The following is a 16,132-nucleotide window of genomic DNA, read 5'->3' as shown; positions in this document are numbered from 1 at the left end:
TCAGGCGGAGCAAGGACAGCACGCGGGCCTGGAAGGGCGGGTCGAGCCGCAGCTCGTCGAGCTGGCGCCGGCCGGCCGCGCCGAACATGTCCGAGGGCGCCAGGGTGACGCCCTGCCGGGCGAGCACGGCGTGGACCTGTGCCTTGAGCCTGGACCGCAACGCGACGAGCTTGGCCCGGTGCCGCACAGACTCCCGCAGTGCCCGCACGTCGAAGCTTCGCGTCAGCCGCGGCAGCGGGGCCAGGATCGTTGCGGGCTCCCATGCGTGTTCTTGTACTTGGCCTGCGAACCGCACGTCGGGGCGGAGCCGGCCGCGCCCTCGCGGCTGGTCACCCGCGCTGGTCAGCGTCGGCACCGCCGCCAGGTTCAGCGGCCAACCGCCTCCGCCTCCTGGTGTGTGCCGATGGCGTCGACGCGGCCCCATCGCCCGGGAATATCGAGCAGTTCGATCCGGCCGAACCGTTCGGGCAGCGCCGGCGCGACCACCAGATCCTCCCCGTACGGTTCGAGGCCGAGCAGCGTGCGCACCAGCAGCAGGGGTGCTCCGGTGGCCAGGGCCTGTGGGCTATTCGCCGCGGGGTACTGGACGGGGTGCCGGGTCAGCTCCCGGTCGTAGCCGCCGAATGCCTCCGGCAGGCGTCCCTGGAAGTAGCGGGATGCGTCGATGATCCCTTCGGCGATGCGCCCAGCCTCGTGGTGGAAACCGTAGCGCCGCAGCCCCCAGGCGATGAACGCGTTGTCGAACGGCCAGACGGTGCCGACGTGGTAGCCAAGTGGATTGTACTGCCCCTCTCCACGCGCGAGGGTGCGTACGCCCCAGCCGGAGAAGAGGCGGGGGCCGAGCAGGTGTTCGGCGATCTTGGCAGCCCGGGACTCGTCGACGATGCCACTCCACAGCAGGTGGCCGATGTTGGAGGAGAGGGCGTCGACCTGACGGCCGTCGCCGTCGAGAGCGAGCGCGTAGTACTCTCCGTCGGAGACCCAGAAGTCACGGTTGAAGCGTTCCTTGAGGTCGGCGGCCTCGCGTTCCAGGCGGTCGGCGTACGCCGGGTCGTGCCAGAACTGGCGGGCCAGCCGGGCGCCGCGGATCTTGGCGTCGTAGGCGTAGCCCTGCAGTTCGCAGGTCGCCCGGGGCAGGCTGGGCAGCCGGCCGTCCCGAAACGAAATGGCCGTCGGGGATTCCTTCCAGCACTGGTTCTCCAGGCCGGTCTTCTCGTTGCGGCGCTGGTACCAGACGTAGCCGTCGCCCATGATGTCGCCGTACTCGCCGATCCAGTGCAGGGCCGCGCGCGCCTCGTCCTCGAATTCGCGCATTATGTCGGCGTTCCCCGTCCACCGCTCGTACTCATCGAGCAGAATCACGTAGAGCGGGGTGGTGTCGGCAGCGCCGAAGTACGGCGCCTGCGGGCATTCCTCGAACGCGACCATCTCGCCGTAGCGGAACTCGTGCAGGATCTTGCCCGGCTCCTCGTCCAGGAAGTCGTCGAGCGCGGCCCCCTGATCGATGGCGAGCATGCGCAGAGTGTGGACGGCCAGCTCCGGTACGAACGGCAACACCTGCATGCTGGTGAGGATGGGGTCGCGGCCGGTGAGGGTGGCGTTCCATGGCAGGCCTGCTGCGGGCAGCGGCTCGGTCGGTAGCGTCAGCGGCGAGAACCGGAGTGCGGCAAGATCGACCAGACTGCGGCGGTAGGTCCGCTCCAGCGGTTCCCAGTCGCTGCTCAGCTGCGGAGCCTCACCGAGCCACTGCCGCAGGTCGTCCTGGAGCCGTGCCGTGTCGTGTCGCATTCGGCCGGGATAGACGTGGTCGCGAATGTCCTGACCGTCAGGGCGCAGCACCAAGCCCCGGGCGTGCAGCGTGGTGGTCCACTGCCCGTGGGGTTCGATGCAGATGTGGTAGGTCAGCCCTTGTTCGTCGACCTGTGCCGGCTCAGTCGTGGAGATCACCGTCTCCCGTCGGAACTTTTCCCGCACGTAGCCGATGTGCAGGCGCCCGTCCTCGACGCGCTGGTAGAGCCGGCCGAGCGGCGTGTGCTCCTGTCCGACCATGGTCAGCGGGATGAAGTCACAGGCTGCGTCCACGCGCACCGTGAACTCGGCCGGTTCTCCGGAATGGTTGAGCACCGTCAACCGCTCCTCGAAGCTGCCGGCCACCGACCGTTCCCGGATCACCGACACCTTGGCGTCCACGTAGTGCGTCGGAGCCCCGGGCACCAGGAAGAATCGCACCTCGAAATACGACGGGTCGTCGACGGCCAGCGCGCTCACCCGTTCACCGTTGATGGTCAGCCGCCACAGCGAGAGGAACCGGGTGTCGAAGGAGAAGTACCCGCACGGGACGGCGGGCTTCGCGTCTATGTCGCCGCTGCCGTCGCTCAGCACGAAGATGTTGCCGTCCAGGATTCTGACGAGCTCGTTCTTCATCCCCGCCTCCGATGGTCACGGGCGGCGGCCCGCGGGTGGCGTGCGCCGGGCGGCGGCGCGAAGAGCCGCTCCAACAGGATGATGAGCCGGAATTGCCCTTCAAACGTGATGTCGTTGCGCAGCCACGCTGGGAGCGGCTTGGCTTCGCCGCGCAACATCCTGTCGAAGAAGGCGTTGTCGGAGCGGATAACCGTGTCCGCGTCACTGTTCTGCTGTGACACCCGGACGGTGCCGCCATGGATCTCCACGAACCAGTGGTCGACCTCGTCGTCGCGTTCAAGGTCGAAGCGTATGGTGCCGTTCGTCTTCTTCAACAGGCGTTCGTGGCCGTGACGCGCGAGCGCCTCGAAGAACTTAATAGTCGCCTTGGACATGGCAGCACCCCTTGCAGAAATCCGCAGGACCAGAAGCAGCATCACTCGGCTCAGGGTGCGGCGGCGTCACCCGGAACGGATGAACCTGGCGGGCGGCCGCCGTCGACGGCGGCGGCGGCGCGGGGAATTTCACCCGATCCGGGTGATGCGGCAGCGCCCAGCTCCCGGTCAGGGTGGGTATGCGGCTCATCCCGGCTCGGAACCCATCGGAGGGAGGCGGACATGTCGAATCCCACCACGAGCTTCTTCGAGGGGCTCGGCCGCCGCGGCCACGAAGCCCTCCTCGAGGAGGCCACCGGGACCATCCGGTTCGACCTCACGCACGAGCAGGGCATCGACCGCTGGGTCCTGGCGATCGAACGAGGCGACTTCCGCGTTTCGCGGGATGAGGGCGAGGCCGACTGCGTCGTCCACAGCAGCCGGGCGGCCTTCGACCGGATCGTCAGCGGCCAGTCGCAGATCTACTCGGCGTGGGTGCGCAACGAACTCAGAACGGAGGGCGATGTCCGGCTGGCCCGCCTCGTGCAGCGGCTCATGCCGGGGCCGCCCGAAGCCCATCACCCTCGGGACTTCGTCCGCGAGCGGAGACGTGCGGCATGAGCGAGCGTAGCGCGCGAATCATCAGGCTCAGTGGCCCTTGTGCCTCATGACGGCACGGAGCGATGCGGAGTGCCGGCATGAGTGACGGCCTCGTCCGGCTGTTGGACGGCAACACGTTCGTGGTCAGTGAGGAGACCGGCGACATCGACGCCTCTCCGACCATTCCGACCGGCTTCTTCTCGTTCGACACCCGATTCCTGTCGAAGTGGATCCTGTCCATCAATGACCAACGGGTCAGCGGGCTCACCGTCGAGGAGGTCGAATACTACGAGGCCCGCATGGTCGTTGTACCGGCCCTCCCGACTCCGCTGCTCGATGTCAACGTTTCGGCCATTCGGGACCGCTCCATCGGCGGTAGCTTCACCGAGCGGCTGACAGTGATCAACCACGAACCCGAGCCCGTCGACCTGCGGATCCGGATCGACGTCGAGAGTGACTTCGCCGACCTGTTCGAGATCAAGGATGTGCGGAACAAGAGAGGGACGTACTACACCCGAATCGACGGCGGGTGCCTGCGTCTCAGCTATCGGCGGGAGACGTACTGCCGGGAGACTCTGATCTCGTCCAGTGCGCCGGCCCGAGTCGACGATCACGGCCTGACGTACCACGTCCGGCTCGAGCCACACGGTCAGTGGGTCACCGAGCTGCACGTGACGGCGCTGGGCCTGGACGGGCGCGACCTTCGGGAGAGCCTGCAGGGCAGCCCCGGCCGGGTCAGAAAGAAGATGCGGCAGGACCTGGCCGACTGGCTCGCGGAGGCACCCCGCCTCACCTGTGACTCCCGAACGCTGGCGAGGACCTACCGGCGCAGCCTGACCGACCTCGCCGCGCTGCGCTTCATGCCGTTGACCGGCCGAGGCCAGGCCCTCCCCGCAGCCGGCCTGCCGTGGTTCATGGCGATCTTCGGCCGGGACAGCATCCTCACCAGTATCCAGGCGCTACCGTTCGCGCCCGGCCTGGCCACTACGACGCTACGCCTGCTGGCCCTGACCCAGGGGATCGTCCTGGACGACTTCCGCGAGGAGGAGCCGGGGAAGATCGCCCACGAACTGCGGTACGGAGAGACGACCGGGTTCGAGGAACAGCCGCATTCGCCGTACTTCGGCAGCGCCGACGCGACTCCCCTCTACGTCATCCTGCTCGACGAGTACGAGCGGTGGACGGGGGATGCCACCACCGTTCGGATGCTCGAACGCACCGCGAGAGCCGCCCTGCACTGGATCGGCGAGTACGGCGACATCATGGGCGACGGCTACGTCTGGTACCAGCGCCGCAACGAGCGCAACGGCCTGGACAACCAATGCTGGAAGGATTCCTGGGACTCGATCTCGTTTCGGGACGGCCGGCTGCCCAGCCTGCCCCGGGCGACCTGCGAACTACAGGGCTACGCCTACGACGCCAAGATCCGCGGCGCCCGGCTGGCCCGCCAGTTCTGGCACGACCCGGCGTACGCCGACCGCCTGGAACGCGAGGCCGCCGACCTCAAGGAACGCTTCAACCGTGACTTCTGGGTCTCCGACGGCGAGTACTACGCGCTCGCTCTCGACGGCGACGGCCGTCAGGTCGACGCCCTCTCCTCCAACATCGGCCACCTGCTGTGGAGTGGCATCGTCGACGAGTCCCGGGCTGCCAAGATCGCCGAACACCTGCTCGGCCCCCGCCTCTTCTCCGGCTGGGGCGTACGCACCTTCGCCACCGGCCAAGGCCGCTACAACCCGATCGGTTACCACGTGGGCACGGTCTGGCCGTTCGACAACGCGTTCATCGCCTGGGGGCTGCGGCGCTACGGCTTCGACCAGGAGGCCGGGCGCATCGCCGAGGGGATCATCGACGCCGCGGAACACTTCGACGGGCGGCTGCCGGAGGCGTTCGGCGGCTACGAGCGGACGCTGACCAGGTATCCCGTGCTGTACCCCACGGCGTGCAGCCCGCAGGCCTGGTCCACCGGGACCCCCCTACTGCTGCTGCGAACCATGCTCGGCATGGAGCCACGCGGCGAGCATCTGGTGACCAGACCGGCCGTGCCCCCGAGCATGGGCCGGATCGAACTGCTCGACATCCCCGGACGGTGGGGCAGGGCGGGCGCCCTCGGGCGCGCCCACCCCGAAAGACGCTGATCGCGTCCCCGCAGCTACCGCGCGTCGACGCCGAGCCCAATCGCAGGACCCTTGATTGCGTGTCCAATGTCAGGGGTCAAGCCCCTGCTTATGCGCCGATGGCATTGGCGGATAGCCGATCTCACGTCGTCGCCGTATCGGGGCGTCGAACGGGACGACTGCGGCCGGATCATGGCCTGGTGGACGTTGCGCAAGACTCTGGTGCGGGCGGTGCTCATTGAAGCGGCCCGTATATTCGTCGAGGACCGTTCCAGATCAGGATCCGGTCCGTGCACTCCGCACGGACGCTGCGGACGAACCGTTCCGCGTAGCAGGTCGCCCGAGGTGTCCGCGGAGGGGCCTTGACCACGTCGACGCCCTCGGTGACGAACACCGCGCCGAAGGATGCGGCGAACCTGGTGTCCCGGTCACGAATCAGGAATCGGAACGAGCCGATCCGATTGCCGAGGTCCATGACCAGGTTGCGGGCCTGCTGCGTGGCCCAGGCCGCAGTTGGATGGGCGGTGACGCCGAGGATGTGCAACCGGCGGCTGGCGACCTCCATCACGAACAGGACGTACAGTCGTCGCAGGCTGATGGTGTCGATGTGGAAGAAGTCGCGGGCGACCGGGGTGTTGCTGGCCGCTTGGACCGCCGGCCTGGTCACTTCGGCCGTGGTACCCACCAACTAACCCGGCCTGCCCATGGTCGCCAGCAACCCAGAGGCCTGGGTGCGTAGGAAGGCCCGTCAAGAGGTGTCGACGCCGCGCGGGGCTGGGCCGATCCTGGCGCGGGCGAGGATCCGGCAGATCGTTCCGGCGCCCACTCGGTGGCCGAGCCCGACCAGTTCACCCTGAATGCGGCGGTGCCCCCAGTTCGGATTCTCCCGCGCCAGCCGCACGACAAGATCCCGCACGTCGTCGCTGACCGGCGGGTGGCCTGGCCGGTTCGGATACGTCCACTGCCGCTTGATCAGGCGGCGATGCCAGGCCAGCAGCGTGCCCGGGGTGACGATGCGGTGCTCACGTAGCTGGCGCGGTAGCAGCCGGGCCAGCGCGGACTGCACGGCCCGATCCGGTCAGGACGGCCGGAGATGACCGGCCCGGCGGCGCAGCACGGCGACCTCGTGGCGCAGCATCAGCAGTTCCGCGGTCTTGGCGGCATCGCTTCCGGCGAGAAGCGCGAGCCAGTCGAACACTCGGACCATGATCAGATAAAGCAGCCTGGCAGCCATGAACGCGATCACAGCAGTCCGGTGAGACGCCAGCTCACGACTATGCGTTGAGTTCTGGCACGGTACAGGATGGGCGATTAGGTCCAGAAATCCCACCAACGCCGCCGCCCCGAGCACTCCGACGGCGATCAGCCACCGAGACCCCTGAGCGAGAAATCCGCCGTCCTGCACCAGGTGGGACACGACGTCGAGCACGAAACTGGCCACCCTTGCGCCGATCGGCATAGCCCCCAGCACTGGAGGCACCGGATGGACGTACCGCCCAGCGAGCACCCGTCACCGGCCGCTTCGCCTGCTCCAACGGCTGCATGGGACCCACCCCCAGCATTCGGCTTGTGCGCGCCCCAAGCGGACTCCTGCCTTCATGATGGCCGGGCAGCCATGGCCGATTCGTTACAGGACCGCGAGCTGCCTCGCTGACAGCGAAATCCGAAACTTGTGCTTCAGCCCGCGATGGCCGAAGTCGGACGAGTTGGGCTGCGTGCTCGACCTTGTCGAGGAAAGCCGTCCTCCGGTCGCGCGCCGTGGGCCGTCAGCACGGACCCGGCCGGCCGCCAGCGCGCCTCCGACGATTCGCCGTTGCGGCTCACGCCGGCCCTGGTCTGGCCCTGACTGGCGCAAAGGCACACGATCTACGAACGACGGTGCTCATCGGTCTTGACCGGAGATTTTGCACGCTGATAGCGTCGCCGATCAAGGATTCCTTGAAGTTGATGGATAGCTACCCAAGCGTCGGCCCGACCTCGTCCCGCCTCACCCATCGCGTGGACCGCCCAGTTCGCTTGAAGTCTTCGAGGAGAGACTCTCCATGTGTGATGCATGCGCCACTCCGCCGCCCGGGCCAAACCTCACCCGGGCGCAGGTTCTGAAATTGCTCGGCATCGGCGTTGGTGCCGCCGTTCTTCCGGCGTTGCCCGCCAGCGCGGCGCAGGCCGCCGCCCCGGGCAGCGGCACCGGGCAGGGACCGCTCCTTGTGGACAACGTCCGCGGCTACACCGTCACCCGCGAGGGGCTACGCGAGTTCTCCAGCGTTCTGATCGCTTCGAACGGGAAGGTGGCCGGGCTCGACGCTAGCGCGGGTCGGGGCGTACGACGCGTCAACGGCAAGGGCCGGGTCCTTCTCCCTGGCATGCACGACGCGCACGGCCACGTCTGGAACTACGGCGCGCTGGCGTCGGAGCTCGACCTCAGCGGCACCCGGTCGCTCGCGGAAGCGCAGCAGGCTCTTGCCGCGTACGCCGCCGCCAACCTGGACCTGGCGTGGATCACCGGACGGGGATGGAACCAGGTCATCTGGGGCCTCGGCCGTTTCCCCACGGCGGCCGACCTCGACGTGGTCGTGAGGGACCGTCCGGTGTGGCTCGTTCGGGTCGACGGCCATGCGGGCGTGGCCAACACTGCGGCGTTGGCCCTCGCCGGGATCACCAGGGGCACCCCGGACCCCGCCGGCGGGCAGATCATCCGCGACGCCGACGGCAACCCGACCGGCACGCTGGTCGACACGGCGATGGGCTTCGTCTCGTCCAAGATTCCAGCACCGACCCTCGAGGACGTACGTCGGCGTGCGCTCCTCGCCCAGGCGAAGCTCAACGCCGTCGGCATCACCTCCGTCTCCGACGCCTCGACCAGCACGGACGGCTACGTGGTCCTGCGAGAGCTGGCGGCCGCCGGTGAGCTGACCATGCGTGTCAACGCATTCCTGGCCTGGGACGCGTTCAACGACCTCGGAGCGGCGGTCCGCACGGACTCGTTCGCCGCGGACATGCTGCGGGTGCGCACGGTGAAGCTCGTCGCCGATGGAGCGTTGGGCAGTCGAGGTGCGGCCCTGCTTCAGCCGTACAGCGACGAACCTTCCACCAGCGGACTCCTGCGGGTAACCCCGGAGGAAATGAACAATCGCGTCGCGGCTGTGCTCGCGGCGGGCTACCAGGCGGCGATCCACGCCATCGGCGACCGCGGCAACCGAGTCGTCCTCGACGCGTTCGACCGGGCCTTCCGTACCGTCGGGAATCAGGGCCTCCGGCACCGGATCGAGCACGCCCAAGTTGTCGCGCTCGACGACATCCCCCGGTTCAAGCAGCTGGGCCTCGTCGCGTCGATGCAACCGGTGCACGCGACGGACGACATGAACATGGCCGAGGACCGAGTGGGCCCGGAGCGCATCAAGGGCGCGTACGCGTGGCGCAAGATGCTCGACCAGGGGACCGTCATCGCCTCCGGATCGGACTTCCCGGTCTCGTCCGCCCTGCCCTTCGAAGGCCTGCACGCCGCCGTGACCCGCACCGACCGGGAGGGCCGACCGGCCGGCGGTTGGTACTCCGACGAGGCCATGACACCGGTCGAGGCCCTGCGGTCGTTCACCCTCGACGCGGCGTACGCGGCCCACCAGGAGAAGGTGCTCGGCAGCTTGGAGCCGGGCAAGTGGGCGGACTTCATCATCGCGGACATGGATCCGTTCAACCTGCCGGCCAATCGCGCCATGTGGCAGACCAGCGTGCTGCAGACCTGGGTCGGCGGACGCCGAGTCGGCGAGTACGGCGACCTCTGAGCCGTGGCGCGTTCGTCTCCGACGTCCGGGGCGCCGTGGGGGTGCGTCCGAGAGACAGCGGCGCGCTGCGCGAGCAGCCCTTCCACTACACCCACCTGGTCGCCGACCTCGCCAACGGCGGCAGCGTCTTCATGCTCAACGTGCCCTCATGAAGGTCCGTCGACGGCGGGAAGACCTTCAGCCAGATCCCCACCTTGCATGGGGACAACCATGCCCCTGTGGATCGCCCGATCATCCGCAACACACTCTCGCAGGGTTGGTTGACACCGGTATCTCAGACAAGGATCTCGAAGGGAAGGCATCGTGACAGAAGCCACGAGAACAAAGAGAACACTGTCAGGATTCGTTGTCACTTCACTTGCCATTGCTGGCCTTACGACTCTTTCTGGTGCGACCAGCCAGGCTGAACCCTTAAAGGAGCCACAGCCGTACCAGTTGACTCCGGAGGTGCAGCAGGCTTACGAAAAGTTGAACCAGGACGCGTCGGTTCAACAAGGCCTGGCTTTCATGAAAGCTGACCATCAACAAACGATTCAGGACCAGATCGCGGTTACGGAGATCCCGGCTCCGCCGTTTAAAGAAAACGAACGGGCGCAGTACTACAAAGGTCGTTTAGAAGCGCTGGGATTGGAGGGGGTCCAGCAAGATGAAGAGGGCAATGTCTATGGAATGTTAAAGGGAAGCGGGAACGGTCCCACGCTGTTCGTCTCCGCCCATCTAGATACTGTGTTTCCGGAGGGAACAGACACGACCGTGAGGGAGCGAGACGGAAAGTTGTGCGCTCCGGGAATCGGCGATGACGGACGTGGACTAGCCTCCGTGCTCTCTATCGTCCGGGCCTTCAAGGAGTCTGGCGTACGGCCTGAGGGCGACATTATCTTCGGTGGCACCGTCGGCGAAGAGGGCTTGGGCGACCTACGGGGGGTAAAGCACTTCTTTGCCGAGCACGCAGAAGTTGACGGCTTCATCTCGATAGAATCTGGAAGCCCCGCCGGAATAACATACAAAGCGACCGGCAGTCACCGCTACGTCATTACCTACAAGGGTCCTGGCGGTCACAGTTTCGGTGCCTTCGGCACACCTAATGCCATACACGCCATGGGCCGCGCGATTGCGGGAATCGCAGACGTCAAGGTGCCAGCAGAACCCAAAACCACCTTCAACGTAGGCGTTGTCGAAGGCGGAACCTCAATCAACTCTATTCCTGCAGACGCCAAAATGCAGCTGGACATGCGCTCCAACGATGAAGAAGAACTTCTGAAATTGGAACAAAAGGTCATGAAGATCGTCGACCAGGCAAGTGAGGACGAAAACAAGCGTTGGCGCTCTGACCAAATGACCGTGCAGAAAGAGCTGGTCGGAGATCGCCCAGCAGCGACCCAACCCGACGATGCCCTAATTGTCCAGACAGGCTGGGCTGGGGCCCAAAGTGCAGGACTAAACCCGTCCTTGGGCGAGCCCAGCAGTACCGACTCCAACTACCCGATGAGCCTCGGCATCCCCTCTCTTACTCTGCGTGGGGGTGGAGTATCAACAGGAACTCACTCCCCAGAAGAGTGCTTCGATCCCACCGACGCCTACCTGGGCCCCCAGCGGTCATACATGACCATTCTCGGTCTGGTTGGTGTACGAGACGTGTCCCAGCCCCTTCTCCCCCAACGCAACTAATCCCTGGTCAAAGGAGGTCGTCGTGACCGCTTCCCATTCCCTTCAAGTGCCTGCCGCAGGCCGGTTCCCGCGGCGGTTGACGCGGAGACGGCTGATCGCTGTCACGGCAGCCATCGCGTTGCTCCCCGTCGGCCCTGCCGCGCCGGCGGCGGCGAACCCGCAGACCACTCCGAACGGACCGTGGTCCGGAGAGAAGTCTTCTAGCCTGGCCGCGATCCACAGCTATGACCAACTCTGGTCCACGCTGCGACAGATCGAGAACCGCGCACAGGGCACGTTCGACCTCTCCGCCGCGCCGCTGACGAGCAACACTGGCCGGGAGATCCCGGTCGTGACGGTCGGTGATGGACCTACGTCGGTGATGTACATCGCCAACCAGCACGGCGACGAGTACGTCGTTTCCGAAGCGATGATCAACTTGATCCGCAGCATCAGCGGTAACTCGCAAACGGCGGTGGCGTTGCGTAAGGCGCTCACCATCACCGTCGTACCCCGCGTCAATGTCGACGGGTTCGATGCCGACGTGGCAGACCTGGCGGGACGCGCCACGCCGTGGCGGCAGAATTACGACCCGAGCTGCACGCAGGCACCGTGTGACCCGTTCTACGAGGTCGGGCGAGGCTACGACATCAACCGCTACCACTCCTACAGCAGCAACGCCTACGACCACCCGTACAAGGCTGGCGACGACAACCTGAACCCGGTCCCGGAGGCCATCGCGATGCGCCTGCTGTGGGAACAGCGGCGACCCGAGCTGGTCCTCGACTTCCACCACCAGGGCTCGTACGTCGATGAGGAGGGCGGGCTCATCACCGGCTCGACGATGTGGCCCAATGCCGAGGCCGAGGCGGAGCGGCTGAGCATTGCCGAAGAGTTCGCGGACACCGTCACCCGGTCGAAGCGGGCGGTGTCGGTGCTGCTGACTGCGCTCGACCAGTACGGCTACGCCAACATTACGCGCTACCCGAGCACGTCCACTCCCGGCATTGCCCGGAATGCCTACGGGCTACTCGGCTCTGCCTCGGTGCTGTTCGAGATGCGTGGCGACATCGACGCCAAGTCCAACGGCTACATTGCCAAGACTGCCGAGGTGGCGGGGATGGCGATCCTGGAGGCGGTTGCCGACGGGTCGTGGGAGACCGCGAGCCTCGAGCCGGTTGAGAACATTCGGGAGCGCGGCCCCTCCGTCGACGACCCCCACGAGTGACACCTTTGCGCCTCTTCGAGGGGCCCCGTGCGTGTGGATTGACGTCCCGGCGCGGGGCCCGCTCGTAACGAAATGCCTCAGCGAGATCTGACTGGGTCCATGCCCAGCAGCTGCGTGACCTAAAGGATGTCTCGTAACTCGGTGAACGTGTTGCGGGTCAACGGTGTCGGCGTCATCCGGTGAGGATGATGTTGTGGAGGTTGGCAACGCCGGAAGCGGTGTCGGCCAATGTTTGGCGGCGCGGCGATAGTCCCGCAGGATCTTGAAGGTTTTCGTGCGGGCGAGGGCGTGTTCGACCTGCGCTCGGACAGTGCGGTGTTGGCTGTTCAGGTCCGCCTTCCACGCGGGCAGTTCGCTGCCATCGGTCGGTTTGCGGTACGGGATGATCACCTCGGGGTTTGCCGCGGTAGGCGCCGTCGGCCATGATCGGCTGTCCCGCGAGTTTCTGGTCGATGCCCGAGGTGCGGTAGACGATGGTGTTCGTTGCGGTTGCCGGGTTGCGGGTCGCCGATAGCGACGACGAGGTGGGTGTGGGCGTCGATGGCGACCTGCAGGTTGGTGCTGTAGCGGTAGTCATATCGCCCCTCCAGCGCAACGCACTCACTTCGGCAATTGCGGATGCAGCCGACGGCGGTTCAGGGATCAGTTGGTGAGCCTGGGCGGCCGACGGCGGGGTGGGCGCACCGATCACCAGGCGCAGGGCGCGTAGTTTTTGAGGAAGCAGCCGTACAGGTCTTCGCCCTGTTCGCCGCGGACGATCGGGTCGTAGACCCGGGCCGCGCCGTCGACCAGGTCCAGCGGGGCGTGGAAGCCGGCGTTCGCCAGCCGCATCTTCGTCGGGTGGGGCCGCTCGTCGGTGATCCAGCCGGTGTCGACGCTGGTCATGAGGATGCCGTCGGCCAGCATCTCCTGGGCGCTGGTCCGGGTCAGCATGTTCAGCGCGGCCTTGGCCATGTTGGTGTGCGGGTGCCCTGGCCCCTTGTAGCCGCGGGCGAACTGGCCCTCCATCGCCGACACGTTCACCACGTACTTGCGGCGGGCGGTCGCTGCGGCCATCGCCGGTCGCAGCCGGCTGACCAGCACGAACGGCGCGGTCACATTGCACAGCTGCACTTCGAGCAGCTCGACCGGGTTCACCTCGTGCACCCGCTGCACCCAACTGTTGACCGGGTCGAGGTCCGGCACGAGACCGCCGGCGTCGATGGCGCTGGCTGCCGCGATCCGTTCCGGCGAGGCGGAGCCGCTGGTCAGCGCCAGCGCGGTGAGCGCGTGCGGGGTGATCGCGGGCGACTTCGGTGGGGCGATCAGGCTGTCCACCGGGTCGCCCCGGCCGGCAGGTTTGGCGAACGTGATCATCTCCGGCAGCGGGCCGTCCGGCAGGGCCGCCGCCTCCGCGGCGACGAGCTGCGCGTACGCCCCGGGCGTGCGGCGGACGGTCTGCGCCGCGTTGTTGATCAGGATGTCGAGTGGTCCCTGGCCGCTGACCGAGTCAGCGAGAGCGATTACCTGGGCGGGGTCGCGCAGGTCGATCCCGACGATCCGCAGGCGGTGGAGCCAGTCCCCGCTGTCGGGCATTGCGGCGAATCGGCGGACCGCGTCGTGGGGAAACCGTGTGGTCACCGTGGTGTGCGCGCCGTCGCGCAGCAGCCGCAGCGCGATGTACATGCCGATCTTCGCCCGGCCGCCGGTGAGCAGCGCGCGCCGGCCGGTCAGGTCGGTGCGGGCGTTCCGGCGCTCCCGGTTGAGCGCGGCGCAGGGCGGGCAGAGCTGATGGTAGAAGGCGTCCACCTCGCGGTAGCGCTGCTTGCAGACGTAGCAGCCGCGCGGCTTGTGCAGGAAGCCGGCCGTGGCACCCACGGTGGGGGAGGCGAGCGGGTTGCCCTGGGTCTCATCGTCGATCCGGCCCGGGGCGCCGGTGGCGGTGGCCGCCGTCACCGCGCGGTCGGCCGCCGCGATGGCATCCCGCCGTCCCTCGCGTCGCCGCTGCTTGATCACCTTGTAGAGCTTCGCGGTGGCCCGCTGCACCCGCACCACGTCGGGGTGATCGGGAGGCAGGTTCTCCAACGCCTCAAAGACGCTGAGACAGGTCTCCAGCCGGGTCGGGTCAATGCCGTATTGACCGGTTTCCGCAATGTTGTCCGCCGTCATGCCGTCGCTGTCTCGTCCCGTTCCCTGTGCCGGATCTACCCGGCCCACCCCAAGTCCGACCCGGAACTGTACGCACCGCACGGCCTCCGACGCATCCCGCGCCTGTTCATCAGCCCGAAGACCGTCGAGGCCAACCTCGCCTGGGTCTATATTTTCAGCGGGAACAATTCTCCGTCGAGTGGTGGCAGCCGGTGGGTGCCCCCGCCACCGCCCCCGCCTCCGCCGGCGGGGGTTAACAATGAATGTTCACGACCCCGCCCGGCCAGCCCTGCGGGTCGAACAGGTCGAGGCCATCGCTCTCGGACCGGTTGTCGTAGACCGTCTCAGATGCGGCGCTCGCCCGCACGGCACGGCGCCAGTGGCGCTGGCAACAGCTTCGGCTCACTCACGGGTGCGGCAGTGATGGGATTCACGCCGCAGCCGTGTGGCCCGGCCCCGCCGGTCGTCCACCTTGTCGCGTCGTGGCTTGAGCACGCTCGTCAGGTGAAGCTGCGCGTCTTCCGGAGCGCCGCTCATCGGCACCTCGTACGTCGCCACCCGCTCCAGCCAGTCATGGGCCAGGTGGCCCCGGTCCGGATCGCCAACAAGGACCCGAGCGCCCTTCGCCACGACGCGGGCGAGGAACGGCAGCATCCGGGCCGCCACAGACGGGTGGTAGAGCGCGTCACCGGCCAACACCACATCCACGCCGTCAACGTCGCCGTCAAGCAGGTCACTCGACGACAGGGTCAACTCGACGCCGTTGGCGTGAGCGTTGGCGTTGATTGCCGCGATCGAGTAGGGGTCGATGTCGTTGGCGGTGACCCCGGCGGCGCCGGCTATCGCCGCGGCGATAGCGACCAGTCCGGAGCCGGATGCGACGTCGAGGACATGGCAACCGGCCACGGTGTCCGGGTGATCGAGGATGTAACGCGCGAGACCCTGTCCGCCGGTCCAGGCCGACGCCCAGAACGGCGGTGGGAGGACGTGCCCCGCCTCGGCTTCGAGTCGGGCCCAGAGGACGATCGCGTCCTCGGCCATGACCAGTCGCACCTCCGGCACCAGCGGCACCGGGGCCAGCCGGAGCCGGTCGATGCTGGCGGTCCCGGCCGCGTGCTCGGGGGCGGACAGCGCTTGCAACACCAGCGGTTTGAGGCCGGGAAGGACCGCGGTGTCGGAACGGACCGGCATTCGCCGGTCCGTTCTCTCAGCCATCGCCGTGGCGACGGGCGAGGCTTCGTCGCCACGGCTTGGCGGAGTCAACGTCAGACCAGACGGATGTTGGCGGCCTGAAGGCCCTTCTGGCCCTGCTCGACGTCGAACTCGACCCGCTGGTTCTCCTCCAGGCTGCGGAACCCGCTCGATGAGATGGCCGAGAAGTGGGCGAAGACGTCAGCGCCACCACCATCCTGCGCGATGAAGCCGAAGCCCTTGTCCGCGTTGAACCACTTGACTGTGCCGAATGCCATGTCATCTCCTTTGAGTAGCGGATGGAGCCACGTACGGGCCTTCGGTTGCCGCCGCTGCTGGTCCCGAATAACCGGCAGGACAAAAAGCGCCTGGCGGGTTAGATACCCACCAGGCGCTGGCAAAGTAGACCCTGTTGGCCATTTGATGGCCTGGTAGGGCGCGCGTCGCGCGTTGGTCGGGCTGCGGCTTTGCGATGGTCGGGCGCGGTCGTCTTTCCCCTTCCCGGCCGTAGGATCGGGTGTCTGATGTCGATGCAGCCGTTGCCGTGGCCCGAGCCCGCGGGAGAGATCACCCGGGCGGTCGCGGAGATGTATCGGGGGCGGCGGGCGCCGTTGCCGGTCGCGGTCCGTGACGAGTTGGAAGAGCTGTTCGCCGACGCGGAGT

At 67.2% G+C, this 16,132-nt stretch carries 13 protein-coding genes and 1 pseudogene; 5 read left to right on the top strand and 9 right to left on the bottom strand.

Annotation, left to right across the window (positions count from 1 at the left end):
• Positions 1–366: 366 nt before the first annotated feature.
• Both A6A27_RS30005 and A6A27_RS30000 read right to left on the bottom strand, forming a co-directional pair.
• Positions 367–2,424: an amylo-alpha-1,6-glucosidase gene (locus A6A27_RS30005; RefSeq protein WP_073838010.1), complete on the bottom strand. Its 2,058-nt coding sequence runs from the start codon at positions 2,422–2,424 to the stop codon at positions 367–369.
• Positions 2,421–2,840, bottom strand: a complete 420-nt coding sequence (locus tag A6A27_RS30000; RefSeq protein ID WP_083672974.1) for an SCP2 sterol-binding domain-containing protein — start codon at positions 2,838–2,840, stop codon at positions 2,421–2,423. The genes A6A27_RS30005 and A6A27_RS30000 overlap by 4 nt, the downstream gene beginning before the upstream one ends.
• 180 nt (positions 2,841–3,020) lie before the next feature.
• On the opposite strand from A6A27_RS30000, the gene A6A27_RS44550 reads away from it, so the two are divergent.
• Both A6A27_RS44550 and A6A27_RS29990 read left to right on the top strand, forming a co-directional pair.
• On the top strand, positions 3,021–3,398 hold the full coding sequence (locus tag A6A27_RS44550; RefSeq protein ID WP_073838009.1) for an SCP2 sterol-binding domain-containing protein: 378 nt from the start codon (positions 3,021–3,023) through the stop codon (positions 3,396–3,398).
• A 77-nt stretch (positions 3,399–3,475) separates the two neighbouring features.
• The gene (locus A6A27_RS29990; RefSeq protein ID WP_073838008.1) at positions 3,476–5,515 is read left to right on the top strand and encodes an amylo-alpha-1,6-glucosidase; all 2,040 of its coding nucleotides are present in this window, start codon (positions 3,476–3,478) and stop codon (positions 5,513–5,515) included.
• A 214-nt stretch (positions 5,516–5,729) separates the two neighbouring features.
• Here the strand turns inward: A6A27_RS29990 and A6A27_RS45250 are convergent, their stop codons facing one another.
• The 3 genes from A6A27_RS45250 to A6A27_RS45240 all read right to left on the bottom strand — a co-directional run bounded on the left by A6A27_RS45250 (position 5,730) and on the right by A6A27_RS45240 (position 6,923).
• The gene (locus A6A27_RS45250) at positions 5,730–6,161 is read right to left on the bottom strand and encodes a hypothetical protein (protein ID WP_198940508.1); all 432 of its coding nucleotides are present in this window, start codon (positions 6,159–6,161) and stop codon (positions 5,730–5,732) included.
• 81 nt (positions 6,162–6,242) lie between these two features.
• Positions 6,243–6,560, bottom strand: a complete 318-nt coding sequence (locus tag A6A27_RS45245) for a hypothetical protein (protein ID WP_198940507.1) — start codon at positions 6,558–6,560, stop codon at positions 6,243–6,245.
• 12 nt (positions 6,561–6,572) lie between these two features.
• Positions 6,573–6,923 carry a hypothetical protein gene (locus A6A27_RS45240; protein WP_198940506.1) on the bottom strand — a complete coding sequence of 117 codons (351 nt, stop codon included), beginning with the start codon at positions 6,921–6,923 and terminating at the stop codon, positions 6,573–6,575.
• Between the two features lie 613 nt (positions 6,924–7,536).
• Between A6A27_RS45240 and A6A27_RS29980 the strand changes: the two genes are divergently transcribed.
• The 3 genes from A6A27_RS29980 (at position 7,537) to A6A27_RS29970 (ending at position 12,151) form a co-directional block, all read left to right on the top strand.
• Positions 7,537–9,276, top strand: a complete 1,740-nt coding sequence (locus tag A6A27_RS29980; protein WP_073838007.1) for an amidohydrolase — start codon at positions 7,537–7,539, stop codon at positions 9,274–9,276.
• Positions 9,277–9,579: 303 nt separating this feature from the next.
• Entirely contained in the window at positions 9,580–10,944 is a 1,365-nt protein-coding gene (locus A6A27_RS29975) for a M20/M25/M40 family metallo-hydrolase (protein ID WP_198940505.1), read from the top strand.
• Between the two features lie 22 nt (positions 10,945–10,966).
• Entirely contained in the window at positions 10,967–12,151 is a 1,185-nt protein-coding gene (locus A6A27_RS29970) for a M14 family zinc carboxypeptidase (protein WP_158074089.1), read from the top strand.
• Positions 12,152–12,323: 172 nt separating this feature from the next.
• On the opposite strand, the pseudogene A6A27_RS46355 reads toward A6A27_RS29970, so the two are convergent.
• The 4 genes and pseudogenes from A6A27_RS46355 to A6A27_RS29950 all read right to left on the bottom strand — a co-directional run.
• Positions 12,324–12,726 (bottom strand): annotated as a pseudogene (locus A6A27_RS46355) (transposase family protein); the annotation flags it as partial.
• Positions 12,727–12,838: 112 nt separating this feature from the next.
• Complete coding sequence (locus A6A27_RS29960) at positions 12,839–14,299, bottom strand: SDR family oxidoreductase (protein WP_073838004.1); 1,461 nt, start codon at positions 14,297–14,299, stop codon at positions 12,839–12,841.
• Positions 14,300–14,680: 381 nt separating this feature from the next.
• Positions 14,681–15,469: a class I SAM-dependent methyltransferase gene (locus A6A27_RS29955; RefSeq protein WP_073838003.1), complete on the bottom strand. Its 789-nt coding sequence runs from the start codon at positions 15,467–15,469 to the stop codon at positions 14,681–14,683.
• A gap of 74 nt (positions 15,470–15,543) precedes the next feature.
• Positions 15,544–15,747 carry a cold-shock protein gene (locus tag A6A27_RS29950; protein ID WP_073838002.1) on the bottom strand — a complete coding sequence of 68 codons (204 nt, stop codon included), beginning with the start codon at positions 15,745–15,747 and terminating at the stop codon, positions 15,544–15,546.
• Positions 15,748–16,132 lie beyond the last annotated feature (385 nt).

This window comes from Micromonospora sp. CB01531, assembly GCF_001905095.1.
Taxonomy (GTDB): domain Bacteria; phylum Actinomycetota; class Actinomycetes; order Mycobacteriales; family Micromonosporaceae; genus Micromonospora.
Note: the sequence above shows the minus strand (reverse complement) of the source record. Positions and strands in the feature narration are given on the sequence as shown.

Bases quoted from the DNA above. Each gene is read 5' to 3' on its own strand.
- A6A27_RS29960 (WP_073838004.1), bottom strand. From the start codon at position 14,299: ATGACGGCGGACAACATTGCGGAAACCGGTCAATACGGCATTGACCCG.
- A6A27_RS30000 (WP_083672974.1), bottom strand. From the start codon at position 2,840: ATGCTGCTTCTGGTCCTGCGGATTTCTGCAAGGGGTGCTGCCATGTCC.
- A6A27_RS29950 (WP_073838002.1), bottom strand. From the start codon at position 15,747: ATGGCATTCGGCACAGTCAAGTGGTTCAACGCGGACAAGGGCTTCGGC.
- A6A27_RS29980 (WP_073838007.1), top strand. From the start codon at position 7,537: ATGTGTGATGCATGCGCCACTCCGCCGCCCGGGCCAAACCTCACCCGG.
- A6A27_RS30005 (WP_073838010.1), bottom strand. From the start codon at position 2,424: ATGAAGAACGAGCTCGTCAGAATCCTGGACGGCAACATCTTCGTGCTG.
- A6A27_RS29990 (WP_073838008.1), top strand. From the start codon at position 3,476: ATGAGTGACGGCCTCGTCCGGCTGTTGGACGGCAACACGTTCGTGGTC.
- A6A27_RS44550 (WP_073838009.1), top strand. From the start codon at position 3,021: ATGTCGAATCCCACCACGAGCTTCTTCGAGGGGCTCGGCCGCCGCGGC.
- A6A27_RS29955 (WP_073838003.1), bottom strand. From the start codon at position 15,469: ATGCCGGTCCGTTCCGACACCGCGGTCCTTCCCGGCCTCAAACCGCTG.